Here is a 25,568-nt window from a genome sequence, read left to right as displayed (position 1 = left end):
ATATGTCGCTGGAAAATGCCCCGGATGACGTCAAGCTGGCGGTTGATTTGATTGAGCTGCTGGAGAGCAACCAAATCGCCCCAGAAATTGTGCTAAGCGCGCTGGAGATGGTGCGCAAAGATTACCTCAACAAGCTGAAAAGCCGCGCGGATGAGGCGCCATAGCGCCAAGGGCACGATCTGTAGGCCGGATAAGGCAACGCCGCCATCCGGCAATATACGGCGGCGTGCCTGATGGCGCTGCGCTTATCCAGCCTACGGATTAATCGGCAATCATATCCTTGCCGTCATTTTTACTGTCACGCTTCACTTCCGTCACTTCATCGCCCTTCTCATTATGCAGATGCACTTCCAGCTGGTTAAAGGCGATGTTGATATCGTTTTCGCGGCACAGACGGTCGATGGTGCGGTTCAGTTCATCGACGGTGTAGCTACGATCGCGCAGTTCACGCACATACAGACGCAGTTCGTGATCCAGCGTGCTGGCGCCAAAAGCGGTAAAGAAGACCGACGGCTCCGGATCGTGCATCACCTTCGGATGCTCCATCGCCGCTTTCAGCAGCACTTCTTTGACTTTGGTCAGATCCGATCCATAAGCCACGCCGAGGCGGATCACCACGCGGGTGATGGTATCGCTGAGCGACCAGTTGATCAGGCGTTCGGTAACGAATGCCTTGTTCGGAATGATCACCTCTTTACGATCGAAATCGGTAATGGTCGTCGCGCGGATGCGGATCTTGCTGACCGTCCCCGAGAAGGTACCGATGGTTACCGTATCGCCAATGCGAACCGGACGCTCAAACAGAATAATCAGACCGGAGACGAAGTTACCGAAAATCTCCTGCAAGCCAAAACCAAGACCTACCGATAGCGCGGCGGCCAGCCACTGCAGTTTATCCCACGACACGCCCAGCGAGCCGAACACGGTCATCGCCCCGACGGCGATAATCACGTAGTTCAGAATCGTGGTGATAGCGTAGGAGGCCCCCTGACGCATGTTCAGCCGCGAGAGTACCAGCACTTCCAGCAGACCCGGCAAGTTGCGGATCAGCGCCCAGGCCACCATCGAGGCGATAATAGCGAACAGCAGGCTGCCCATAGTGACGCTTTTCACCACACTGGCCCCGGCTTCGGTGCCGTTGTAGTGCCACAGAGTGATGCTGTCCAGGTAGCTAAAGACGGTAATTAAGTCTGACCAAATGGCCCAGAACATGACGCCAAACAGCGCCACCATCACCAGCATGGTAATACGCAGCGTCTGCTGGTTGATCTGCTCCAGCGCGATGGCCGGTTCTTCCTGCGGCTCGGCGCCTTCGGCCCCCTCTTTCACCATATTCTGCCGACGCGCGACCGCACGACGGTACGCGATACGACGGGCCGCGACGCTCAGGCCGCGAAGCACGGTCTGATAGAGCAGGTTCCAGAAGATCACCAGATAAACGGTTTCAATCCAGCGGCCGGAGAGGCGCAGCGTGGTGTAGAAATAACCGGTGGCGGTCAGCACCATCAGGCCGACCGGCACCAGCGCCAGCACGGTCATGGTGATCAGACGCAGGCTGTGTGATTCTTTATCGCGCCAGCTTTCGCGGCACATCGGCCACATCAGCGTCGCAATCACCAGCAGGTTAAGGAAAATCACGAACTGCCCCAATACGTCGTCCATCAGGTTCAGCGGCGAAAGCTCGGACACCACCGACCAGAAGTGCAGCGGCAGCAGCGCCAGGCTGATGCGCACAATCTGCCGACGCCAGTGGCTGGTCAGCTGTTCCGGCATATTGAAGTGGCGGACGGCAACGCCGTTTTTCTCCAGCACCTTCCAGCACAGGCCAAACACCAGCCAGAAAATCGCCAGCTTTTTACTAAACGCCCACAGCAGCGCGCTGATATTGAGTTGCATGGTGAGCAGAATCAGGCCAATCGCCAGAATGATCAGCACCACCGGCAGCGCGCGGATGAGATCGATAAGGATAGCCTTCGGCGTATGCAGCTGGCTGTCATTACGCAGATTCCCCACCTGATCGCCGAGCTTGTCCTGATAGCTGCGCAGCCACTGTAGCCGCCAGCGAATCAGCCCGGCAATCAGCAGCAGCGGAAGCCCGGCAAGGAAGGCGACAAACACGGCGGGCCACGCTTTTTCCCAGTTCACGGTGATTTTCATCGACTTAAACTGGTCTTTCAGGGCTTCCGGGAAGGATTTAATCCAGTCCCAGTCCATTGGCTTGTTGCTGTTTACCCAGAAGATTTGCTGAGTGAGGATGGATTTCAGGCTTTTCGATACGCTCATCAGCTGCTGCTGGTTGATTTGCAGATTGATGGCCATCATCAGCTGGCTGCCCAGCTGCTTGTTGATCAGATCGAGCATTTCGCGGCGCGCATCGACAATTTGCAGCAGCGCGTCGTGCACTTCGCTATCCACTTCGCTGCTATGCCCTTCCTCCAGCCTGGCGACGAATTCATCGCTCTGGAACAGGGCATCACGCTGCTGGTTAATCTCAAACTGCTCAAGGCGCAGATCGGCGATACGGGTGGTCATATCCTCCAGCTCATCTGCCGACGGCAGCGTCTGCTGCTGCTGATAAAGAATGCGCGACAGCAGCAGGCTCCCTTTCAGGACGGCGATCTGCTCTTTCACGTTACGTTCAGATTGCAGCGCGCGATCGAGCCAGGTTTTCACTTTAATGTTCTGCTGCACCAGATGGTTACCGCTTTCAGTGGCGGTAATCAGCTTCTGACTCAGCTGATGGTTAATCTCAAGCTCTTGCTTCACCAGTGGATTACCCTGAATACGGGCGGTCTCTTCCGGCGAGGCGTTTTCAGCGGCGGTTTTTTCCGTCAACGTCAGGCGCTTGCTGTTCACCGCTTCCTGCAGCAGCTGGAGCTGGTGTTCCAGACGCGTGCTGTATGCGGTCACGTAGTCGCGCTGTTTTTGCAGGGTATCCTGCAAGGAAGTGTTGCTGGCAAGGCTTTTACGCTGTAGCTCAATCTCGGCGTCGAGCAGGGTTTTCTGCACCTGCAGCATCGTTTGCTGAGTGGGGCGCAGCCCATCACCCACGGTGCTCGCGTTGAGGCTATTGCGCACCTGGAGAAGCTGCTGTGATGCCGAATTCATGGCGTTTTGCACGCGCTCTGGCTGGGTTTGTAGCGAAACCAGCTGACTGTTGTAAGTCGCGAGATCGTTTTGCGCATTTTGCAGATCGTCAACCGCCTGCGAGACGCGGGCTTCCAACTGGCGCAGCGACAACGTACTCAGCGTTTTACGGGTTTCATCATCATTATCAACGTCGCTCAGCGCATTGAGATTATCGGTGGCCTGACGCAATTTCAGCGGCGCCTGATCCACCTGCTTTTGCAAGGCGGCGGTTTCCGCCTTCACGTTGTCGATTTTATCCAGCAGCTGCAGCGTTTCCGTTAAATCCTGCTGAACCAGCTTTTCCTGCGGCGTCAGGTCTTTTTTATTATTCAGCGACGAAAGCTGATCCTGAACATCGGTGCGGTCGGGAATATCATAGCCGCTGAGCGAGCGCGCCTGCGCCGTCGCTACCGAGAAAAGAAAGCAGACAGCAATAATGAAGAATGCGGAAATCGTGGCCCGGGGGCGGATATTAAGCAGCATAATTTTAACATGAGTGGTTGCTAAAGCCGGTGAAAAACCGGGGATAAATGCCCGCGCAGAATAGCACTTCTGGCAACACGCGAAAAGCCGCAGAACCCAGGATTATTCCTGGTAATTGAGGAAGGTTTAGGCCGACGTCTCGCCGCGTAGCGTCGGGCAAAATTGATACATCTCAAGCAGGATCGCGACATAAGCCTGCGCCTCTGCCCGTAGGTCAAACGAGGTTGGAGCAAACAGCCAGTTTTCCATCAGCCCGGAAATATAGCTGCGGGTAAGAATGGCCGCCCGGCGACTGAGCAAATTCGCCGGTAATACCCTGGCGGCAACACAGTCGTTTAACGTCTGTTCAATGCGATCGTAACTTTCTAAACATAAATTACGCTGTGCCTGTTGCACTACGGCCATTTCACCGACAAACTCACATTTGTGAAAAATGATTTCCATCATCAGCCGTCGGCGCTCTTCGATAACGGTGGCTTCGAGAATGTAAACCAGGATTTCCCTCAATACTGAGAGTGGATCCCCCGGGAATTTTGCCCGATACTCAATCTCGAGATCGCTGATGCTGGACTCTGATAACGCCCAGATTTCGTTAAACAGATCCGACTTATCCTTAAAGTGCCAGTAGATTGCCCCACGCGTCACCCCAGCCGCTTTTGCAATCTCGGCGAGTGAAGTAGATGATACCCCCTGCTGTGAGAACAACCGTAGGGCAACATCCAGTATGTGCTGACGCGTAGCTTGCGCTTGTTCTTTGGTTTTTCGTGCCATAGGTCGGTGAAATTGCAGGGGTTAGATTTACATACATTTATGAATGTATGTACCATAGTATGACGATAATACAAACGCAGCAATGGGTTTGTGGACGCTTGTTCCATTGATCAATTTGAAATCGGACACTCGAGGTTTACATATGAACAAAAACAGAGGGTTAACGCCTCTGGCGGTCGTTCTGATGCTCTCAGGCAGCTTAGCGCTAACAGGATGTGACGACAAACCAGCTCAGCAAGGAGCACAACATATGCCAGAAGTTGGCGTTGTGACGCTCAAATCTGAACCTCTTGTAATCACGACAGAATTACCGGGTCGCACCAGCGCCTTCCGTATCGCGGAAGTTCGTCCGCAGGTCAGTGGTATTATTCTGAAGCGCAACTTTATCGAAGGTGGCGAAATCACAGCGGGCGAGTCGCTGTATCAGATTGATCCGGCAACTTACCAGGCGTCTTATGAAAGTGCGAAAGGTGATTTAGCGAAGGCCGAAGCGGCAGCCAATATCGCCAAACTGACGGTGAACCGTTACTCCAAACTGTTGGGGACGCAGTACATCAGCCGTCAGGACTACGACAGCGCCGTCGCTGATGCTCAGCAGGCAAATGCTGCCGTGCTGGCGGCAAAAGCCGCCGTAGAAACCGCGCGTATCAACCTGGCTTACACCAAAGTCACCTCGCCTATCAGCGGACGCATTGGTAAGTCTTCGGTCACCGAAGGCGCGCTGGTACAGAACGGGCAAACCACCGCGCTGGCGACCGTTCAGCAGTTGGACCCTATCTATGTTGACGTTACGCAGTCCAGCAACGACTTCCTGCGCCTGAAGCAGGAGCTGGCGGATGGCAAACTGAAACAAGAAAACGGCAAAGCGAAAGTGGATCTGGTGACCAACGACGGCATCAAATATCCGCAGAGCGGCACCTTAGAGTTCTCTGACGTGACCGTTGACCAGACGACCGGTTCTATCACGCTGCGCGCGATCTTCCCGAACCCAGATCATACGCTGCTGCCGGGCATGTTCGTGCGTGCGCGTCTGGAAGAAGGTACCAACCCGACTGCGCTGCTGGTGCCTCAGCAGGGTGTCACCCGTACGCCTCGTGGCGACGCGAGCGCGCTGGTTATCGGTGAAGGCGATAAAGTTGAAACCCGCCAGATTGTTGCGACCCAGGCTATTGGCGATAAATGGCTGGTGACCGAAGGTCTGAAAGATGGCGATCGCGTCATCATCAGCGGTCTGCAAAAAGTGAAACCTGGCGTGCAGGTAAAAGCCCAGGAAGTCACTTCTGACGATAAACAGCAAGCCGCAGCGGGCGCTGCTCAGTCAGAACAATCCAAGTCTTAACTTAAACAGGAGCCGTTAAGACATGCCTAATTTCTTTATCGATCGCCCCATATTTGCGTGGGTGATCGCCATCATTATCATGCTGGCTGGGGGGCTATCGATCCTCAAATTGCCGGTTGCGCAATATCCGACGATCGCGCCGCCTGCAATTTCGATCACGGCCATGTACCCCGGTGCTGACGCCGAAACGGTGCAGAACACGGTTACTCAGGTTATCGAACAGAATATGAACGGTATCGATCACCTGATGTACATGTCCTCCAACGGCGACTCCACCGGTACCGCAACCATCACGCTGACCTTCGAATCCGGTACCGATCCGGACATCGCCCAGGTTCAGGTACAGAACAAGCTCGCACTGGCAACGCCGCTTCTGCCGCAAGAAGTTCAGCAGCAGGGTATCAGCGTTGAGAAAGCGTCCAGCAGCTTCCTGATGGTCGTCGGTGTTATCAACACCAACGGCACCATGAACCAGGACGATATTTCTGACTACGTGGCAGCGAACATGAAAGACGCCATCAGCCGTACCAGCGGCGTGGGCGACGTTCAGTTGTTCGGTTCTCAGTACGCGATGCGTATCTGGATGGACCCGAACAAACTGAACAACTTCCAGTTGACGCCGGTTGATGTCATCAGTGCCCTGAAAGCGCAGAACGCCCAGGTTGCAGCAGGTCAGTTAGGTGGTACGCCGCCTGTACCAGGCCAGCAGCTGAACGCCTCTATCGTGGCGCAGACCCGTCTGACGAATACCGAAGAGTTTGGCAACATTCTGCTGAAGGTCAATCAGGACGGTTCGCAGGTTCGCCTGCGCGACGTCGCGAAAATTGAGCTCGGCGGTGAAAGCTATGACGTCGTGGCGAAGTTTAATGGTCAGCCGGCTTCCGGTCTGGGTATTAAACTGGCGACCGGTGCTAACGCCCTGGACACCGCGAATGCCATTCGCGCTGAACTGGTGAAAATGGAGCCGTTCTTCCCGTCAGGCCTGAAAATCGTTTACCCGTACGACACCACCCCGTTCGTTAAGATCTCAATTCACGAAGTAGTGAAAACGCTGGTCGAAGCGATCATCCTGGTGTTCCTGGTGATGTATCTGTTCCTGCAGAACTTCCGCGCGACGTTGATCCCAACCATCGCCGTACCGGTCGTCCTGCTCGGGACCTTTGCGGTGCTTGCCGCGTTCGGCTTCTCGATAAACACCCTGACGATGTTCGGGATGGTGCTCGCCATCGGGCTATTGGTGGATGACGCCATCGTGGTGGTCGAGAACGTTGAGCGTGTAATGGCCGAAGAGGGTCTACCGCCGAAAGAAGCGACGCGTAAGTCCATGGGCCAGATTCAGGGCGCACTGGTCGGTATCGCCATGGTGCTGTCTGCGGTATTTATCCCGATGGCCTTCTTCGGCGGTTCTACCGGTGCTATCTATCGCCAGTTCTCTATCACTATCGTTTCGGCGATGGCGCTGTCGGTACTGGTGGCGTTGATTCTGACCCCGGCGCTGTGTGCCACTATGCTGAAACCTATTCAGAAAGGCAGCCACGGCACAACCACCGGTTTCTTCGGCTGGTTTAACCGGATGTTCGAGAAGAGCACGCACCACTACACCGATAGCGTAGGCAACATTCTGCGCAGCACCGGTCGTTACCTGCTGCTGTATCTGATCATCGTTGTCGGCATGGCGTTCCTGTTTGTACGTCTACCAAGCTCGTTCCTGCCGGACGAAGACCAGGGCGTATTCCTGAGCATGGCGCAGCTGCCTGCCGGTGCAACCCAGGAACGTACGCAGAAAGTGCTGGATGAGATGACCGATTACTATCTCACCAAAGAGAAAAACAACGTTGAATCCGTCTTCGCCGTAAACGGCTTCGGCTTCGCGGGACGTGGCCAGAACACCGGTATCGCGTTCGTGTCGCTGAAAGACTGGAGTGAACGTCCGGGCGCAGAGAACAAGGTTGAAGCGATTACCGGTCGTGCGATGGGCTACTTCTCGCAGATTAAAGACGCGATGGTGTTCGCCTTTAACCTGCCGGCTATCGTAGAACTGGGTACCGCGACCGGCTTCGACTTCCAGCTGATTGACCAGGCGGGTCTGGGACACGAAAAACTGACCCAGGCGCGTAACCAGCTGTTCGGGATGATTGCCCAGCACCCAGACGTGCTGACCGGCGTACGTCCTAACGGCCTGGAAGATACGCCGCAGTTCAAGATCGATATCGATCAGGAAAAAGCCCAGGCGCTGGGTGTATCCATCAGCGACATCAATACCACTCTCGGCACGGCCTGGGGCGGTAGCTACGTCAACGACTTCATCGACCGCGGTCGTGTGAAGAAGGTGTACCTGATGTCCGAAGCGAAATACCGTATGCTGCCTGAAGATATCGGCAAATGGTACGTTCGCGGTAGCGATGGTCAGATGGTGCCGTTCTCGGCCTTCTCTACCTCTCGCTGGGAATACGGTTCACCGCGTCTGGAACGTTACAACGGCCTGCCATCCATGGAAATCCTGGGTCAGGCGGCTGAAGGTAAGAGTACCGGTGAGGCCATGAACTTGATGGAAGAACTGGCGGGTAAACTGCCGGCGGGTATCGGCTACGACTGGACGGGCATGTCCTACCAGGAACGTCTGTCCGGTAACCAGGCCCCTGCCCTGTACGCGATTTCGCTGATCGTCGTCTTCCTTTGTCTGGCAGCGCTGTATGAGAGCTGGTCAATTCCGTTCTCGGTTATGCTGGTGGTTCCGCTGGGGGTTGTGGGTGCGCTGCTGGCCGCAACGCTGCGCGGTTTGACCAACGACGTTTACTTCCAGGTGGGTCTGTTGACCACCATCGGTCTATCGGCGAAAAACGCCATCTTGATCGTTGAGTTTGCCAAAGACCTGATGGACAAAGAAGGTAAAGGTCTCATCGAGGCGACGCTGGAAGCGGTTCGTATGCGTCTGCGTCCAATCCTGATGACCTCGCTGGCCTTTATCCTCGGCGTAATGCCGCTGGTTATCAGCTCCGGCGCTGGCTCCGGTGCGCAGAACGCCGTTGGTACCGGCGTAATGGGCGGGATGGTCACGGCGACCGTACTGGCTATCTTCTTCGTACCGGTGTTCTTCGTGGTCGTGCGTCGTCGTTTCAGTCGTAAAAACGAAGACATTGAGCACAGCCATAAGGTTGAGCATCACTAAAACGCTCTCACCGAAAGGGCCGCGCAAGCGGCCCTTTTTTTATCTCGCCGCAAACCACCTTAAAACGTCTACTTTTTAATCATTCATTAATAAATGAGAATCTTTGCATACCCGTAATAATAAAAATAAGATGGATTGATAAATTTAAGAATTTGAGATTTATCTTTAATTTATTTCGAATAATCCGGAAAGTGCGTATTCGTTAAGAAAAAAATTAGGAACATTCCTAGCCGCAATGAACGCACTCCCCTCTCCCACGGCGGTCTAAGGTTATGAATCGACATATCGCTCAACGTCTTCCGGAACAGAAACAAGGCGTTAGCTTCTTATGCTCAGTCATATGGGTGAGAAGGGAAAAAATTTAACCTCCTGAGATTTAATTGTAATTTTTCGTAATAGCTCGGTGAAATCTTTTGCGGAGTAGATTATAGTTACAGCAGATCAGGAACAGGTGCACGTTTCAGGTTGCCAGCAGTACCATCCCACACCGGTATTTGTTATTCGTTGTTTGCACTACGACAAGGGGGATGCGTTATGGACGAATACTCACCAAAAAGACATGATATCGCACAGCTTAAGTTTCTTTGTGAAACCCTGTATCATGATTGTCTTGCCACGCTCGAAGAGAGTAACCATGGCTGGGTGAATGACCCTACCTCGGCGGTTAACCTGCAGCTTAATGAGCTGATAGAACATATTGCAACGTTCGCGCTTAATTATAAAATTAAGTACGACGACGATAATAAACTGATTGCACAGATTGATGAATATCTGGATGATACTTTCATGTTATTCAGCAACTACGGCATTAATAGCGTCGACCTGCAAAAATGGCGGAAGTCAGGGAACAAACTCTTCCGTTGTTTTGTCAATGCTAGCCGTGCTAACCCTGTTAGCCTGTCTTGTTAAAATTATTACAATCAATGGGTGAATTATGTCTGATAAACCACTAACTAAAACCGATTATTTGATGCGTCTACGCCGCTGTCAGTCTATTGACACGCTGGAACGCGTTATTGAAAAAAATAAATATGAACTCTCTGATAATGAGCTGGCGGTATTTTACTCAGCAGCCGATCATCGTCTGGCAGAATTGACGATGAATAAACTGTACGACAAGATCCCTTCAACCGTGTGGAAATACATCCGTTAATTTTTTCTGTTTCATGCATGACTTCTCCCTGTTATGTGACTGATTGTGTGAATGGCATCACATCGACGGGCGGGGAACGTTCCCAAAGCGCTAATCACCTTTTAAGGTGATGGCTCTATTAAAGGGAGACGCCCATGAGCGATGAAAAACGTAAGATGATTGCCGGCGAGCATTATCGCCCGGCCGATGACACGCTAAGAACGGACAGGATCCGCGCAAGGCAGCTGATTCACCGATATAACCATACGGCTCCGGATGAAAAAGCCGAACGCACAGCGCTACTCAACGAGCTGCTCGGCAAAGGCGACGATGCTTATATCGAGCCAACGTTCCGCTGCGACTATGGCTACAATATCTTTCTTGGCGCTAACTTCTACGCTAACTTCGACTGCGTCATGCTCGACGTCTGCCCGATTCATATCGGCGATAACTGCATGCTGGCACCGGGTGTACATATTTACACCGCGACTCATCCTCTCAACGCCATTGAACGCAATAGCGGCATCGAGTTCGGCAAACCGGTGACAATTGGCCACAATGTGTGGATTGGTGGACGCGCGGTGATTAACCCCGGCGTGACGATTGGCGATAACGCGGTGATTGCTTCCGGCGCCGTTGTGGTAAAAGACGTTCCGGCCAATGCCGTTGTCGGCGGCAACCCGGCCCGCATCATCAAAATGTTAGCCTGATAACCGCTACGGACTGTTATGCTTTTTTGCAACCAATCTGTTACTTTCTGCATGGGTTAACGCAACATACAATAGGCTATTCCGCCTTACGTTGCCGAGCAAAAAGATGTCCGAGATCCAGCGATTACTCACGCAAACTATTGATGAACTCAACGCCCGCGAAAAGCGCGACAACCGGCCGCGCTTTAGTATCAGTTTTATTCGCAATCACCCCGGCCTGTTCATCGCCATGTACCTCGCATTCTTTGCCACCCTGGTCGTGATGATGCGCTCCGAAACGCTTGCCGACTCGGTCTGGCTGCTATGGCTGCTGTTTGCGCTACTGAACGGCTTCTTCTTCTTCGATGTCTATCCGCGTTACCGATACGAAGATATCGATGTGCTGGATTTCCGCGTGTGCTACAACGGTGAATGGTACAATACCCGCTTCGTACCACCGGAGCTGATTGACAATATCCTGCACTCCAACCGTGTTGACGGTCAGTACAAAACGCAGCTGCAAAAAATGGTCACCACCAAGGGCGACCTGTCGTTCTACGACGTATTTACCCTTGCCCGCGCCGAAGCGGCGCAATAAGCCGCTGTAACGTCCGTATTGCCGGTGCAAACTGGGAGGCGGACGTATTACCATAACCCAGCACTAGCCCCGTACGGGCATGCTGGCGATCGAGATAAAAGGTGCTGAGCGCGCTGGGCGTCATCTGATGCGCGCGCGCCTGGCGCACCAGCGACACGTCATCAATGCCGTCAATGGCGACCGTCATATGTAACCCACCCTCACCCGCCATTAATTCGTGCGGTACGCTTAATTCTTCTCCCAGTACCGCGCGCAGCTGTGCCTGACGCTTGCGGTACAGACGGCGCATCGCCGCCAGATGCCGGGCATAGTGCCCTTCCTCAATGAAGCTCGCCAGCGCGCGCTGCTCTGCCCGATGCCCACCGCGCAGCAGCGCACGAATGGCGGGTTGTGCAGCCTCCACTAGCATCGGCGGTAGGACCATAAAACCAATGCGCAGCGACGGGAACAGCGTCTTGCTGAAGGTGCCGAGGTAAACCACCGGCGCGTTGTCGTCCATGCCGCGCATTGCCGGAATCGGCTCGCCGCTGAAGCGAAATTCGCTATCGTAATCATCTTCAATAATCCAGCAGCCATGCTGGCGCGCATACTCCAGTAGCGCCAGCCGCCGCGCCGCGCTAAGCACGCTACCGGTCGGGTACTGGTGTGAAGGCGAGGTAAAAATCAGCGTTGGTGGCGGCATATTGGCGGCAATCCGCATTCCCTCGTTATCTACCGCCACACCCTCCAGCACAAGCCCCGCCGCCAGAAACGCGCTTTTCGCGCCGAAGTAGCCAGGCTCCTCTACCCACGCTCTCTGTCCCGGTTCACTCAGCAGATGCGTGCAAAGATTGACCCCTTCCAGCGCGCCTTCGGTGATGACAATCTGCCGCGCATCACAGTCGATACCACGCGATAACGCCAGATGCCGGGCAATCGCCACCCGCAGCGGCCATTCTCCCGCTGCATCGCCGTAGCCAAGCAGGCTGCTGCCCTGTTCACGCAAAACGCGATCCAGCAGTCGACGCCACAGCGGCAAAGGGAAATAGTTAATAGCCGGCGTGCCGGGGGTAAACAGAAGCGGCGGCGTATCGCGAGGTTGTACCTGCGGCAACTCAAGCAGGCGTTCCGGCAATTCCACCGATAAAAAGTCGGCGCCGCCCGCCGTCTGCGGCAACGAGGCCACCCGAGAGCCGCGACGGTCGCGGCGAAGATAGCCTTCCATCGCCAATTGCTCCAACGCGGCGTTGACCGTATTGCGGGAAATATTCAGCCGCTGGGCCAACGTACGCGAACCGGGAAGCCAGCTCTGCGCCTGAAGCTGTCCGCACAGAATGGCGTCTCTGAGCGCCGCGTACAGGCTGCGTTGCAGCGTTTCTGCGCCACGCGCCGCAAGCGCATCACTCAATAGAGTAAAAAAGGGATCGTCGGGAATATTCATGGCAGCTCCTTGTGGCACCATCAAAAGATACCCTGGTGGCACTTTTTATGGAACCAGTAAACCCCTACGCTCGACGTATTGTTTATTTCCCTAAGGAGAGGTTATGAGTCAGCTTAATCAATTTGGTCAGTTAATTGGCGATGCGCTGCCGGACTGGCAGCCGCGGCCGTATCCGCAGCGCGTGGGGCTGGAAGGTCAGTATTGCCGTCTGGAACCGTTAAGCCTACAACATGCTGATGCGCTCTTTGCCGCCCATCAGCAGGCGGCGGATACCCGCAACTGGACGTGGCTGCTGCGTGAGCCGGAAAGCTCGGTGGAAGAATATCGCCAGTGGGTCGCCAGCGTGGAATCCCTTCAGGATCCGCTGCATTTTGCGGTAATAGATACCCGCACCCAACGGCCAGTGGGCTCGCTGGCACTGATGCGTATCGACCCGAATCACGGGGTGATGGAAGTGGGACATGTGCATTTTTCGCCCCTGCTCAGCCGAACCCCTGCGTCGACAGAAGCACAGTGGTTACTGATGCGCTATGCCTTTGATACGCTCGGCTATCGTCGTTATGAGTGGAAATGCAACAGCTTGAATGAACCCTCTCGTCGTGCGGCATTGCGTTTAGGTTTTCAGTTTGAAGGGCATTTTCGCCAGGCGCTGGTGATTAAAGGCCACAACCGTGATACCGACTGGTTTTCCATTATCGACGGCGAATGGCCGGCGCTGAATGACGCCTTCCAGGCCTGGCTTGCCGCCGACAACTTTACCGCCGACGGCAAGCAGCGTCAGTCCCTGGAGTCTCTTCGTTAGCGGCGTTTTTTGCGCCCCTGTACGGCTTTAAAACGGGGGTTGGATTTGCAGATCACGTAAAGACGACCTTTGCGTTTCACTATCTGACAATCCGGGTGGCGCTGTTTAGCGCTACGCAGCGAGTTAAGTACCTGCATCAGGAACCTCTTTTCACATCAACAAAACGGCCAAAACGCTGGGTAAAGCGCGCGACGCAGCCTTCGGCGGAAACGCTGCGCTGCTTCCCGGTGTAGTATGGGTGCGATTTTGATGAAACATCAATCGTGACATAAGGATATGTCACACCTTCCAGATCAATTTCCCGGTCCGTTTTGATGGTGGAGCCGACTTTAAAGTACTCGTTAGCGCTGGTGTCGTGAAAGACCACGGTACGGTAATGGGGGTGGATGTTCGCTTTCATCTGAGCCTCAATTAATATGTTATAACATAACAATTACGATACGCCGTCAAAAAGCGCTTTGCAACCCTACAGTTTTAAGGGAAATAGCCGAAGTGCAGACTGCACTCCGGCAAGGGAGGTTAGCGGCTAAGCTGATGCGCAATCGCGCGCAGCTGCTCGGCAATCGCCTGCATATCTTTGCCCTGCTCCACCTTCGCACCAGAAGAGTGGCGCACGACAAGGCGAGCAGGGAGAATGGATGAAGTCCGTGACGAAGCGTTGTCGTCACTTTCAAGAATGCGGCGTACCGCCTCTTTGCCCTGCAGGTCCAGGTCTAACGATACCGTGGTCAGCGCTGGGTAGAAAAATGAGCTTTCATAGGTGTCATCGTAACCAATCACCGACTTTTCGCCGGGAATGGCGACCTGATGCTGATGAAATGCGCTCAGCACCCCTAACGCCATCTGATCGTTCCCCACCAGCACCGCCGAGAAATCCGGGGTCTCGCGCAGCATTTGCAGCGCACAGGCATAGCCGCTTTGTGCATCCCAGTTGCCGTGCAGCACGGTCACCGGCTTCAGTCCGTAGCTATTGAGCGTATCCAGCCAGCTTCTCAAACGTAGGTTGGCGGAGACAGAACTCACCGGGCCAGCCAGAATCGCCATCTCACGATGGCCCGACTCATACAGATATTTGACGCTGGCACGGGTGCCATCTGCCGGATTAAACGAAACGTTATACACCGAACTATAGGGATCAACATCGAGGAAAAGACAGACGATATCATCGTTATCATCTGCAATTTTCTGTGCTATTTCAGTCTCTAATGGTACGTTGATAATCACTTTGCTGACCAGCTGTGATTTCAGTTCGTTGATCGAATCCTGAACACTATGATTGACGTTCTCATCAATCATCGAAATCAGTACCTGATACCCCTCTAAATTTGCGTAGCGTTTCACCGCTGCCGCAACCTGAGAAGGCGCGTGCAACGCCAGTGAAGTGGTCACCAGTCCAAGGGTATGAGTGGTCTTGCCAACCAGCTGCTGGGCAAGTCGGTTTGGGACATAGCGGAGTGCCTCGATGGATTTCTCCACCTTGTGGCGTGTGGCTTCGGATACATTAGCAGATTTATTGAGTACCCTGGACACAGTCTGGTAGGAGACGCCCGCATGGCGAGCAACGTCTTCCAAAGTTGCGCTTTTAGACTTCATCGTCCGGTTCCTTATGTTGTTATCGCTAGATTGTAACAGGGGTCATCCCAAAAAACGTCTACCGACCTGATTTATGACATACGATAACATAAAAAAGATACACGCCCACATTTTCATGCAACAAGAAACCCCTTACAAAATGAACAGAAAATGATTAATTTATTTGCAGTTAGTCACATATCAACAATCAAATGTTTGCCATATTTTACATTTAGGCATTTTATTACACTCGTTATGTGAACGTAATACAAAACAAACCGAGGATAATAATGAAAACAACCCTACGCACGCTTTCAATTGCGTTAGCTACTGCGCTGACTTCATCTTCTCTGCTGGCGGCAACGTCAGTTCCTATTGATTTCCATGGCTACCTCCGCTCCGGCGTAGGCGTTTCTGGCGATGGCGGAATGCAGGAATGGCAAAAAAACAAACTCGGCCGTTTGGGAAACGAAGCCGACACCTACGGTGAACTTGAATTGGGTTCTGAGGTGTATAAGAAAAACGATGTCAGTTTCTACCTGGACTCAATGGTCAGCATGGTTTCCGACGGTTCAAACGATAACGAAACCACCTTCGGCGACGATGCACAGTTTGGTCTGCGTCAATTAAACCTACAGATTAAAGGGCTTATCCCGGGCGATCCGAATGCGGTTATCTGGGGTGGGAAACGCTATTACCAACGCCACGACCTGCACATCATCGATACCAAATACTGGAATATTTCCGGCTCCGGTGCCGGGATCGAAAACTACACCGTTGGCCCAGGCGCAGTGTCACTGGCCTGGATCCGCGGCGATGCCAACGATGTCGACTATCGCGTTGACGGCGATAACGACGTCAACATCAACTACATTGACCTTCGCTATGCGGGCTGGAAACCGTGGAGCGGCGCCTGGACCGAATTCGGTATTGACTACGCCATGCCGAACCCAACCGACAAACAGAAAGATTATGGTGGCCTTTATGATGCCGATAACGGCGTGATGCTGACCGGCGAAATTAGCCAGGATATGTTTGGCGGCTATAACAAGCTGGTGCTGCAGTATGCCAACAAAGGTCTGGCACAGAACATGGTCTCTCAGGGCGGTGGTTGGTACGACATGTGGAACTACGTCAACGATGCCACCGGCTACCGTGTTATCAACACCGGTCTGATTCCAATTACCGACAAGTTCTCTCTCAACCACGTGCTGACCTACGGTTCGGCGGATAACACCACCGAGTACACCGATAAATCGCGTCTGGTCTCGCTGGTTGGCCGCGCGCAGTATCAGTTCACCGAATATGTGCGTTTAATCGGCGAAGTGGGTGGCTTCTACCAGAAAGACTCCTACACCAACGGCAGCCACTATAAGCAGAGCGGCGAGAAATACACCATCGCGTTAGGCCTGGCAGATGGCCCTGACTTTATGTCTCGTCCGGAGCTGCGCGTCTTTGCCTCTTACCTGAATGATTCCGAACAGGGCAATGCCTTTAACGACGGCACCGCCAGCGATACCTGGAACTTCGGCGTGCAGGTGGAAGCCTGGTGGTAATACGTTAACCTGACTGAATCATTGTTTTGCCCTAATTCTATCTTTTGTTATTTGCGCCAATTTTATATTTGCCACTCCATTATTGTTTCTATCATCTGGCCTTGGGGATAATGCTATTATTAGGTTATCCTCTTTTTTTATCGCACCAATAATATAAAACCCCGATATCAAATCAGGGTTTTCATATAAAGCCATTATTTCCCAAATAAACGAAGCGCCATCTGGAAGAACCGTGAAAAATTTCCAGATGGCAACATACTAATTTATTTATTACCCGCAAAGTGTTCATCTAACAACTTACGCAGCGCATCAGATTGCTTGCCAAAAATAGCGTGAACCTGCTGCCCAAGAATAATAACCCCCAGCGCACCTTCATTCTGCAACGCCTGAGAATCCACGACAGACAGGTCCTTAACCGTGACGCGCAATCGCGTAATACAGGCATCAACATTTTCAATATTATTCTGACCACCAAATGCGCTAATCAGACGCTGAATTTGCTGTTGCTCATTGGCGCTTAATGGCACCGACGGTTTAGGCTGGGAGAAGTAGTGCAGGAAGGATTTAAGACTGACCATCATCGACGCTCCTTGATTATCTACAGAGGTAAAAAAGCCTGCTCTGATGAGCAGGCTTGGGATTGCAGCGGATTATGCTTTACGGCGAACGATACGGCAGTCCCAGGGTTTCAGCACCAGCTGACCGCTGGCATCAGCGCCTGTCGCGGCATGTTCATAGCCATCCGGCAAGGTAACTGTCTGCGTCTGCGCGGTAAAGTTCTGCACAAAGACAAAGGCGCTTTCGCCATCGGTACGCGCGGTAGCCACCACCCCAGGTGGAAAGATGCTGGCAACCGCTCGCGGCAGCGCCAGCTCATCCATTAACGAGGTGAAGAAATCTCGCTGGAACGCCAGATCGTTGCGCGAAGCAATATGCCACGCCTTGCCCTTACCGACGCTATTGACGGTCACGGCCGGGCGCCCCGCATAGAAATCATCACGATACGCCGCCAGCGTCTGCGCGGTTTCAGGGTGAATCAGTTCACACAGATGGCGCACCTGGTAAGGCCCCTGCAGTCCAACCATGTTCCCCGCCAGCCCCTGAACCTGGTTACGCTCGCCGTCGTCCAGGCAATCTATCTCTTCCGCCCAGATACCTAACAGCTTGCGCAGCGGGCCAGGGAAACCGCCCAGGTGGCAGAGATCGCTTTCATTGACGATCCCCGTCCAGTAGGTGGTGACCAGGTGGCCGCCGTTAGCGACAAAGGCTTCGGCGCGCTCGGCAAAACCATCGCGCACCATATACAGCATTGGCGCAATCACCAGCTGATAGGCGCTGAGATCGCCATCGGCGTCAATCACGTCTACGGCGACCCCTTGCTCCCAGAACGGACGATAGTGTTCGTTCACCGTCAGCTCATACTCCATACCTTTGTTACGTGGCCCTTGCGCATCGTCCATGGCCCAACGGCTCTGCTGGTCAAAGATGATGGCGACCTTCGCATCAGTGCGACAGCCGACAACGTCCGGTAGCTGTCTTAAGATATGACCAAGCTGAGTGACCTCGCGGCCAACGCGGGTATCGAGATGCCCGACATGATCGATAATCGCACCGTGGAATTTCTCCACCGAACCACGGCTCTTACGCCACTGGAAGTACTGCACGGAATCCGCGCCGTGGGCTACCGCCTGTAGCGAAGAGAGGATGTGCATACCCGGTTTCTTCAGCTTGCTGGTCGGCTGCCAGTTGGTCACACTCGGCGTGGATTCCATCAGCACGAACGGTTTGCCGCCCTTCAGTGTACGCATCATATCGTGGTACATCGCGGTATAGCAGGCGAGCGTGGTCTCGTCTTTATCGCGATGCCACATTGGATAGCTATCCCAGGAGATGAAGTCCAGCGGCTCGGCGAGCTGCGAATAATCGTAATCGTAGAAATACTCCATAAAGTTGGTGGTCACCGGCAGGTCCGGGTTCACCGCCTTTAATGGCGCAATTTCATGACGACAAAATTCAGTCACCTGCGCGGTGTTAAAACGTCGCCAGTCGAGGTTCAGGCCATGGATAGACACTTCCCCCTGCGGCGACGGTGATTCAATCTGTTCCCAGTCGGTATAGGTGTGGCTCCAGAAGGTGCTCCACCAGGCGTGGTTCAGATTATCGAGCGTCTTATAACGCGCCTTCAGCCAGTCGCGAAACTTAGCCTGACAACGCGGGCAGTGGCACTCGCCGCCGTATTCATTGGAAATATGCCAGCCCAACACCGCCGGGTGCTGTGAATAGCGTTCCGCCAGCAGCGTATTGATTTTCAGCGTCTTCTCGCGGTAAACCGGCGAGGTCATACAGTGATTATGGCGACCGCCGTGCAGCGCCGGCACCCGGTCACGCCCCACGCGCAACACTTCCGGATAGGCTTTTGACATCCACGCCGGACGCGCGCCGCTTGGGGTGGCTAAAAAAACATGTATCCCGGCGGCATACAGTTTATCAATAACATTATCCAGCCAGGCGAAATCAAATACGCCTTCTTGCGGCTCAAGTTTGGCCCAGCTAAATATCCCCACCGACATGACATTACAGTTTGCCTGCTGCATCATCGTAATATCCTGGTCGATAATACCGGGATAATTCTCCCATTGCTCCGGGTTATAATCTGCACCATGCAATAGCGTATTAACCTTCGGGCTCAAAGGCGGAAATTTTTTCATAATAAAATCCTGAAAAAGAGTGTTCAAATTAATTAAATACTTTTACCGACGGCAAGACTTTCCCTTTACAGTCAAATAGCGCCTGATTTTCGCGCGCATTACCTTCTTTCCATTCATCATGGATATATTTCATGCCCGCTTTTGTAGCCCAGGTATTTCCCGGAACGGCAATCCAGGTTGGCTCCCAATAAAAAATGCCTTTGCCTCGATTATCGGGAACATCAATAATGGCCTGCATCAAGTCATGAATATAGTTATATTGCCCCTGAACCGTGCCCGGATAACCACCGTCTTTCTCTTCTTTCGCCTGGAAGCTGTTTTCCGCGTTATCGCAGTTCTCCAGGGTATAGCCGTAGGCGGCTTCGACCACGATGACATCTTTGTTGTAGCGTTTGCTGATGTCATCCATGTTGGCCTTCAGTGCGCTGATAGGGCCATTCCAGTAGGTATACATCGACAGGCCAATCACGTCATACGGCACGTTGCGTTTGCTGATTTCATCAAACCACCAGCGGAAAGTGTCGTTTTTAGTGCCTTCAGCCAGGTGGAGCATAATTTTAACCTGCTCGCCATCCTTCAGATTCTCTTTAAGCCCGGAAATCGCCGCATTCAGCAGGCCGGCTAAACGGTCAAATTCGCCGCCGCCCTGCCCCCAGCTTTTGCCTTCCGGCCAGAGAATACCGCCGTTAATTTCGTTTCCAATCTGCACCATATCCGGCAGCACGCCCTCTTTTTTGAAGCGGGCAATAGTGTCGCGGGTATAGTTGTGAATCTCGGTTTTCAGCTGCGGGTAGTCCATCTTTTCCCAGGCTTTTGGTTTGTACTGCTTGCCAGGATCGGTCCAGAAATCACTGTAGTGGAAGTCCAGCAGCAGCTTCATACCCTGCGCTTTTGCTCGCTTCGCCAGCGCCAGCGTACTGGCGAGATCGTTATCACCACCGCCATACGCGTTGCCGTCGGCATCTTTCGGGTCAACCCACAGGCGCAGACGAACGTAGTTCACGCCGTTGGCTTTAAGAATGGCCAGCGCGTCCTGCGGCTGATTTTGTTCGTTGTAGAAACGGGCGCCGTGCTTCTCGGCATCCAGCAGGGTCGAAATATCCGCGCCTTTAATAAAGTCCGCCGGCATGGCGTTAAACGGCTTTGTTTGCAGCGTCTCGGCCGCCAGCGAAGAGGCGGAAAAACAACAGGAGAGACAAACAGCAAGCAGAGCGGGTGCAAATCTTTTCATGTGGTTATCCTTTGGTGCTGCCGGAGGTCAGGCCGGACACGAAGTATTTCTGTAATGCCAGATAGAGAATCGCCACCGGTACGGCAATCAATACGGCTCCTGCCGCGTAGGTGGTGTAACTGGCGCCCATTTTTTGCGCTACCAGGTTGTACAACCCGATAGGCAGCGTGTATTTATCCGGCGTACGTAGGATGGTGCTGGAGAGAATGAAATCCCCCAGCGGGCCGGTGAAGGAGAACAGCGCCACCACCGCCACAATCGGCTTCGACAGCGGCATGATTATCTCGATGAAAATGCGGAAGTTACTCGCTCCGTCCATACGCGCGGACTCATCAAGATCTTTGGGGATCGCATCGAGATAGCCTTTCATCAGATAGGTATTCATCGGGATCATCCCCGCCACGTAGATCAGCACCAGCGCGAAGTGGCTGTTAATCAGCCCCAGCAGCTGAGAGAGCACGAAAATGGCAATCAGCGCGGAGAACTGCGGGATCATCTGCAGCAGTAAAAACAGCATTAGCCCGTTCTGTCGCCCTTTAAAGCGAAAGCGCGAGAACGCATAGGCGGTGAAGCTGACACTGATCAGCGTCAGCACCATGGTCAGGAAGCTGATTTTCATCGAGTTCCAGTACCAGGTCATATAGTTCACCTGGCCGTTAAACAGATCCACGTAATGCTGGAACGACAGATTCTCCGGAATAATAGAGGTGCTCAACAGGCTGTTCCCGGCGTTGAGCGACGCGCCAATAGTCCAGATCAGCGGGTAAATAATGATGGTGGAAACCAGCACGATAACCAGCCAGGAGAGCGACAGTCGCACCCATTTTTCACGTTTAATACTTTGTGATTTAGCCATGTGATTCCCTTACGCCATATCGTCGTTTTTGAAGGATTTCGTGGCGCGGAACTGCCACAACGCCAGACCGACGACAAAAATCGACAGCAGAATGGTAATAGTTGCCGCAATGGCATACTGGGAAGAGGACATGGTCAGCTTATAGATCCACGACACCAGAATATCCGTACCGCCCGCGTTCGACCCGGCTACCGCCGGCCCACCGTTGTTAAACAGGTAGATGATGTTGAAGTTGTTAAAGTTGAAGGTGTATTGCGTGATGATGATTGGCGCAATCGAGTAGAGCACCAGCGGCAGCGTGATCGTCCGCAGTTTGGTGGTGGTGCTGGCACCGTCCATCGTCGCCGCCTCGTAGAGATCGTCAGGAATCGCCTGCAATACCCCCGTGGTCATGGCAAACACAAACGGGAAGCCAAGCCAGGTCTGCATCATAATCAGCGCAGTCTTGGTCCAGAACGGGTCGGTCATCCACGCTTTTGGGCTGATGCCGAAGAAAGACAGAATCGCGTTGTTAATCACGCCGAAAGAGTCGTTAAACATCCCGGCGAACACCAGAATGGTGACAAAGCCCGGCACCGCCCACGGCAGAATAAAGATGGTACGGATAAGCGGCTTAAAGCGCAGATCCTTCTGGTTTACCAGAATTGCCAGCAGTACGCCCACGGTACATTGCAGCGTGGTGGCAAGCAGCGTCCAGACCACCGTCCACTGCAGCACGTCGAAAAAGGTCGAGCGCCAGATGGACAGCGTGAAAATATTAACGAAGTTCTTAAGCCCTACCCAATCCACCAGCTTCGCAGGCGGCGTGTGGTAAAGGTTATAGTTGGTAAAAGCGATGGCGAAACCAAACAGGATTGGAAAAATCACCACGAACACCAGCAGGATGAAGCCTGGGGTGATCATTAAATAGGGGAAGCCATCGCTCAGCAGCATCTGGTACTGCTTGCGCACGCTGTTCAGTTGCTGGCCATCGTCACGCTTCTTACCGTTCACCCACGCATCACGAAGGGAAAGGTAATAAACGGTAGCGCCAAAGGCGACAATCAGCACGCTGATAATCCCTTCCGCTAACAGGAAAATAGAGTTATCGCGCGGGACCTCTTCTCCCAGCGTGTATAGCCCCCACAGCCCTTCGCGCAGGAAGTCATAAAACACGCCCATAAAGCTGCTGAGCAGCACCAGGAAGATAAGTCCCTTTAGCCACTGGCGGTGATAGAACTGGCCAAAGCCAGGCACAATGGCCAACAGCAGGCCGCACCACGCATGGCGACCAGCCCCCTGCGCTCTGTTTACATTTTCGCTTGGATTGATAATCACACACGGCTCCTTCTTAAAACGGGAGGTCCCCCTCCCGTCCGTGACGTCAGCGCTTACTGGTTACTCGCCTGCATGGCTTCGATCTGCATCTTGACCTGTTTTTCGGCGTTATCGAGTGCCGCTTTCGGCTCTTGCTTACCGGTGAGGCTCAGCTCGAGCGCCGCGTTGGCCGGCCCCCACACTTCGCCCATTTCCGGAATACCCGGCATTGCCGTCGCGCGCGCCGCCTGCACCGCAACGGCGCTGGCTTTCTCATCGTTCTTGATAATCGGATCGTCAATCATCGCCTTCTGCGGTGGGATCTCACGCGTCGCGATATAGCGCGTTTTCACATACTGCGGCTGGTTGATAAACGCGATGAACTTCTGCGCCATCTCCTTATCTTTACTCCATGTCGACACCACGTAGCCCTTCACGCCAAGGAAGGAGCTCATCGGTTTACCGTCCGGCAGATTTGGTAGCGGTGCCACACCGTAGTTGATGCCGGCGGCTTCATACGGCTGGAAAGCCCACGGCCCATTGATAACCGCCGCCGCTTTCTTCTCAGTGAACAGCGAATCAATGGCGTTCAGACCGTTGTCGCCAATAATTCCCGCAGGGAAGACGCCGTCGGCATAGAATTTTTTCAGGTAAGTTACCGCTTCCACGGCGCCAGGCTTGTTCAGACCGACATCCTCAGCGTTGTAGCCGCCTTTGCCGTTATCGCCAAAGATATAGCCGCCCATCGGGCCAATCGCGCCCCAGCTGTAGTAAATCTGGTCGAACTTGGCGAGCAGCCCGTATTTGTTCTGCGCACGCTGGGTTTTCGAATAGTCATACCATTCCGGAAGGCTGGCCAGCGGCTTATCGATTAAATCTTTGTTGTAAATCAGCACCAGCGTTTCGACCGCTTTCGGCACACCATACAGAGCGTTGTCCATACGAAAAGCGTTAATCGATGCAGGGGTAAACTCATCAATTTGCTTCTGGTCAAGCTTCAGCGGCGACAGCAGCCCCTGAACCACCGCGCCACCGAGCTGATCGTTTGGAATAACCAGAACATCTGGGCCAATCCCTGCCGGGCCATCAAGGCGCAGTTTTTCCAGCTGCTGCGCGTAGGGCATCTCCTGCACGTTGACCTTAACGTCATACTGTTTTTCGAAATCAGCGATAGCATCCTTAATTCCGGCGGATTTCTTTATGTCTTCCCAGACGTTAAGCTGCGTAGCCGCGTGAGCCTGCAGGCTAATCAACTGCCCCGCGGCCAGAGTGGTAAGGACAAGTGCGGCAATAGTGTTCTTTTTCATTATCAACCTCATGTGAAGGTGTAACAATTTATCGTTTTTGACTACAGGGTACAGAACGCTGTGATACGTATAATGCTTTTTTAGCACCGAGTTACTCGGCCGCCTTTACTTTGTTATACGCTACGCTTTGAGTAATGATAAAACCACTAACAACTGCGAGTTGTGTGATCGTGATTGCAGAAATGAAACATCGATATAGGGCACGTAATTAGCGGAAGTTATAGTCTTTCCAAGATTTTTACGCTGTTGAGCATCGCCTGACTGAATTGTAATACGTAATACACAAATGACATTCAGCGGCCCTCCTCCAACGGCAGGCAAAGGTTAACAACTTCGGGGAACGTCGATGTCTAATATCCGACTGAGGAACGTCACAAAACGCTTTGGCAGCACCGTCACGCTGCATAATGTCAATCTCGATATTGAAGACGGCGAATTTGCCGTGTTTGTCGGCCCATCCGGCTGCGGCAAGTCAACGCTGCTGCGGATGATTGCCGGGCTGGAAGAGGTCAGCGACGGCGAAGTACTGATCGGCGACGAAGTCATGAACGATGTCGCGCCGTCGCACCGCGGTGTGGCGATGGTATTCCAGTCTTACGCCCTCTACCCACACATGACCGTCGCCGAGAACATGGGCTACGGCCTGAAGGTGAACAAAGTGCCGAAAGACGATATTCGTCGTCAGGTCGAAATGGTCGCCAAAACGCTACAACTTTCTCACCTGCTAGATCGTAAACCAAAGCAACTTTCCGGCGGCCAGCGTCAGCGTGTGGCCATTGGGCGTGCCATCGTGCGTAACCCTCGCGTTTTTATGTTCGATGAGCCGCTGTCAAACCTCGACGCCGAACTGCGCGTGGATATGCGTCTGCACATTGCGCGCCTGCACCAGGAGCTGAAAACCACCATGGTGTATGTCACCCACGATCAGGTCGAAGCAATGACGCTGGCCGATAAAATCGTGGTGATGAACTACGGTAAGGTTGAGCAGATGGGTTCACCGATGGATCTTTACTACAATCCGATCAATAAGTTCGTCGCCGGGTTTATCGGCTCACCGAAGATGAACTTCCTGCCCGCTACCGTTGCCGACTGGCAGCCTGGCTCGCTGACCGTGAAACTCGCCCAGCAACATACGCTGACGCTGGCTATAGAGACCACCCCACTCACGCCGGGCGCCACCGTCACGCTGGGCATTCGCCCGGAGCATCTCTCAACCAACACCACAAGCGGGACGGTACTGGCCTTTAACTGTGAAGTGGTCGAGCGTCTTGGCAACAATACCTATCTGTTCGGTCAGTGCTACGGCCACGATAACGTGAAAATTCTGCTGCCGGGGGACGTTCATTTCCGCCCATGGCAGCAAATTGACCTCGCCTTCGATAACCAGCACTGCATGATCTTTGACGAAGATGGCCTGCGCATCAGCGCAGATATTGCCGCGCCGAATCAGCATTAATCCCCTTCTCGCGCGCACGGCCTTGTGCCGTGCGCTTTAGCAAAATTCCGCAAA

23 protein-coding genes are annotated in these 25,568 nt (G+C 53.5%); 10 read left to right on the top strand and 13 right to left on the bottom strand.

Features of this window, described 5'->3' with window-relative positions:
* Positions 1-2: 2 nt before the first annotated feature.
* The gene (rsmS, locus tag M989_RS19435) at positions 3-164 is read left to right on the top strand and encodes a pleiotropic regulatory protein RsmS (RefSeq protein ID WP_064548007.1); all 162 of its coding nucleotides are present in this window, start codon (positions 3-5) and stop codon (positions 162-164) included.
* Positions 165-261: 97 nt separating this feature from the next.
* On the opposite strand, the gene mscK is transcribed toward rsmS, so the two are convergent.
* On the bottom strand, positions 262-3,612 hold the full coding sequence (mscK, locus tag M989_RS19430; RefSeq protein WP_064548005.1) for a mechanosensitive channel MscK: 3,351 nt from the start codon (positions 3,610-3,612) through the stop codon (positions 262-264).
* Between the two features lie 126 nt (positions 3,613-3,738).
* Positions 3,739-4,383 (bottom strand): multidrug efflux transporter transcriptional repressor AcrR, encoded by a 645-nt coding sequence (acrR, locus tag M989_RS19425; protein WP_064548003.1) that lies wholly within the window; start codon positions 4,381-4,383, stop codon positions 3,739-3,741.
* A gap of 142 nt (positions 4,384-4,525) precedes the next feature.
* On the opposite strand from acrR, the gene acrA reads away from it, so the two are divergent.
* From acrA to M989_RS19395, 6 genes are all read left to right on the top strand, one after another.
* Positions 4,526-5,722, top strand: a complete 1,197-nt coding sequence (acrA, locus tag M989_RS19420) for a multidrug efflux RND transporter periplasmic adaptor subunit AcrA (RefSeq protein ID WP_064548001.1) — start codon at positions 4,526-4,528, stop codon at positions 5,720-5,722.
* A gap of 22 nt (positions 5,723-5,744) precedes the next feature.
* Complete coding sequence (acrB, locus tag M989_RS19415; protein WP_064547999.1) at positions 5,745-8,891, top strand: multidrug efflux RND transporter permease subunit AcrB; 3,147 nt, start codon at positions 5,745-5,747, stop codon at positions 8,889-8,891.
* A 534-nt stretch (positions 8,892-9,425) separates the two neighbouring features.
* Positions 9,426-9,800 (top strand): Hha toxicity modulator TomB, encoded by a 375-nt coding sequence (gene tomB, locus M989_RS19410; RefSeq protein ID WP_064547997.1) that lies wholly within the window; start codon positions 9,426-9,428, stop codon positions 9,798-9,800.
* Between the two features lie 25 nt (positions 9,801-9,825).
* Positions 9,826-10,044, top strand: coding sequence for an HHA domain-containing protein (locus tag M989_RS19405; protein WP_064547995.1), 219 nt, complete (start codon positions 9,826-9,828; stop codon positions 10,042-10,044).
* Positions 10,045-10,178: 134 nt separating this feature from the next.
* Positions 10,179-10,733, top strand: a complete 555-nt coding sequence (maa, locus tag M989_RS19400; protein WP_064547993.1) for a maltose O-acetyltransferase — start codon at positions 10,179-10,181, stop codon at positions 10,731-10,733.
* 106 nt (positions 10,734-10,839) lie between these two features.
* Positions 10,840-11,310 (top strand): YlaC family protein, encoded by a 471-nt coding sequence (locus M989_RS19395; protein ID WP_064547990.1) that lies wholly within the window; start codon positions 10,840-10,842, stop codon positions 11,308-11,310.
* On the opposite strand, the gene pdxR is transcribed toward M989_RS19395, so the two are convergent.
* The gene (pdxR, locus tag M989_RS19390; RefSeq protein ID WP_064547988.1) at positions 11,279-12,730 is read right to left on the bottom strand and encodes a MocR-like pyridoxine biosynthesis transcription factor PdxR; all 1,452 of its coding nucleotides are present in this window, start codon (positions 12,728-12,730) and stop codon (positions 11,279-11,281) included. The two genes, M989_RS19395 and pdxR, sit on opposite strands and share 32 nt — an antisense overlap.
* 103 nt (positions 12,731-12,833) lie before the next feature.
* Here pdxR and M989_RS19385 point away from each other — a divergent pair, with 103 nt between their 5' ends.
* Positions 12,834-13,532, top strand: a complete 699-nt coding sequence (locus M989_RS19385; protein ID WP_064547987.1) for a GNAT family N-acetyltransferase — start codon at positions 12,834-12,836, stop codon at positions 13,530-13,532.
* Here M989_RS19385 and ykgO read toward each other — a convergent pair.
* The 3 genes from ykgO to M989_RS19370 all read right to left on the bottom strand — a co-directional run bounded on the left by ykgO (position 13,529) and on the right by M989_RS19370 (position 15,125).
* A complete protein-coding gene (ykgO, locus tag M989_RS19380) occupies positions 13,529-13,669 on the bottom strand; it encodes a type B 50S ribosomal protein L36 (protein ID WP_003859006.1) in 141 nt (46 codons plus the stop codon). The two genes, M989_RS19385 and ykgO, sit on opposite strands and share 4 nt — an antisense overlap.
* Positions 13,669-13,932, bottom strand: coding sequence for a type B 50S ribosomal protein L31 (locus tag M989_RS19375; RefSeq protein WP_064547985.1), 264 nt, complete (start codon positions 13,930-13,932; stop codon positions 13,669-13,671). Before M989_RS19375 ends, ykgO begins: the two co-directional genes overlap by 1 nt.
* A 119-nt stretch (positions 13,933-14,051) precedes the next feature.
* Entirely contained in the window at positions 14,052-15,125 is a 1,074-nt protein-coding gene (locus M989_RS19370; protein WP_064547983.1) for a LacI family DNA-binding transcriptional regulator, read from the bottom strand.
* Between the two features lie 269 nt (positions 15,126-15,394).
* On the opposite strand from M989_RS19370, the gene M989_RS19365 reads away from it, so the two are divergent.
* The gene (locus M989_RS19365) at positions 15,395-16,660 is read left to right on the top strand and encodes a maltoporin (protein ID WP_064547981.1); all 1,266 of its coding nucleotides are present in this window, start codon (positions 15,395-15,397) and stop codon (positions 16,658-16,660) included.
* An 18-nt stretch (positions 16,661-16,678) separates the two neighbouring features.
* Here M989_RS19365 and M989_RS25695 read toward each other — a convergent pair whose 3' ends face one another.
* The 7 genes from M989_RS25695 to M989_RS19335 form a co-directional block, all read right to left on the bottom strand.
* Entirely contained in the window at positions 16,679-16,855 is a 177-nt protein-coding gene (locus M989_RS25695) for a hypothetical protein (protein WP_157093578.1), read from the bottom strand.
* A 68-nt stretch (positions 16,856-16,923) separates the two neighbouring features.
* On the bottom strand, positions 16,924-17,238 hold the full coding sequence (locus M989_RS19360) for a PTS sugar transporter subunit IIB (RefSeq protein ID WP_064548127.1): 315 nt from the start codon (positions 17,236-17,238) through the stop codon (positions 16,924-16,926).
* 72 nt (positions 17,239-17,310) lie between these two features.
* Positions 17,311-19,368, bottom strand: coding sequence for a beta-galactosidase (locus M989_RS19355; RefSeq protein WP_064547979.1), 2,058 nt, complete (start codon positions 19,366-19,368; stop codon positions 17,311-17,313).
* Between the two features lie 28 nt (positions 19,369-19,396).
* The gene (locus M989_RS19350; RefSeq protein WP_064547976.1) at positions 19,397-20,599 is read right to left on the bottom strand and encodes a glycoside hydrolase family 53 protein; all 1,203 of its coding nucleotides are present in this window, start codon (positions 20,597-20,599) and stop codon (positions 19,397-19,399) included.
* A 4-nt stretch (positions 20,600-20,603) separates the two neighbouring features.
* Positions 20,604-21,455 carry a sugar ABC transporter permease gene (locus tag M989_RS19345; RefSeq protein WP_064547974.1) on the bottom strand — a complete coding sequence of 284 codons (852 nt, stop codon included), beginning with the start codon at positions 21,453-21,455 and terminating at the stop codon, positions 20,604-20,606.
* Positions 21,456-21,464: 9 nt separating this feature from the next.
* Positions 21,465-22,772, bottom strand: coding sequence for a carbohydrate ABC transporter permease (locus M989_RS19340; protein WP_064547972.1), 1,308 nt, complete (start codon positions 22,770-22,772; stop codon positions 21,465-21,467).
* 53 nt (positions 22,773-22,825) lie between these two features.
* Complete coding sequence (locus tag M989_RS19335; RefSeq protein WP_064547970.1) at positions 22,826-24,058, bottom strand: extracellular solute-binding protein; 1,233 nt, start codon at positions 24,056-24,058, stop codon at positions 22,826-22,828.
* Positions 24,059-24,404: 346 nt separating this feature from the next.
* Here M989_RS19335 and M989_RS19330 point away from each other — a divergent pair, with 346 nt between their 5' ends.
* Positions 24,405-25,514 carry an ABC transporter ATP-binding protein gene (locus tag M989_RS19330; RefSeq protein WP_064547968.1) on the top strand — a complete coding sequence of 370 codons (1,110 nt, stop codon included), beginning with the start codon at positions 24,405-24,407 and terminating at the stop codon, positions 25,512-25,514.
* Positions 25,515-25,568: the final 54 nt, after the last annotated feature.

Source organism: Kluyvera georgiana ATCC 51603 (genome assembly GCF_001654985.1).
GTDB classification, from domain to species: domain Bacteria; phylum Pseudomonadota; class Gammaproteobacteria; order Enterobacterales; family Enterobacteriaceae; genus Kluyvera; species Kluyvera georgiana.
The sequence above is the reverse complement of the archived record's forward strand: the minus strand, read 5'-3'. Positions and strand labels throughout refer to the sequence as shown.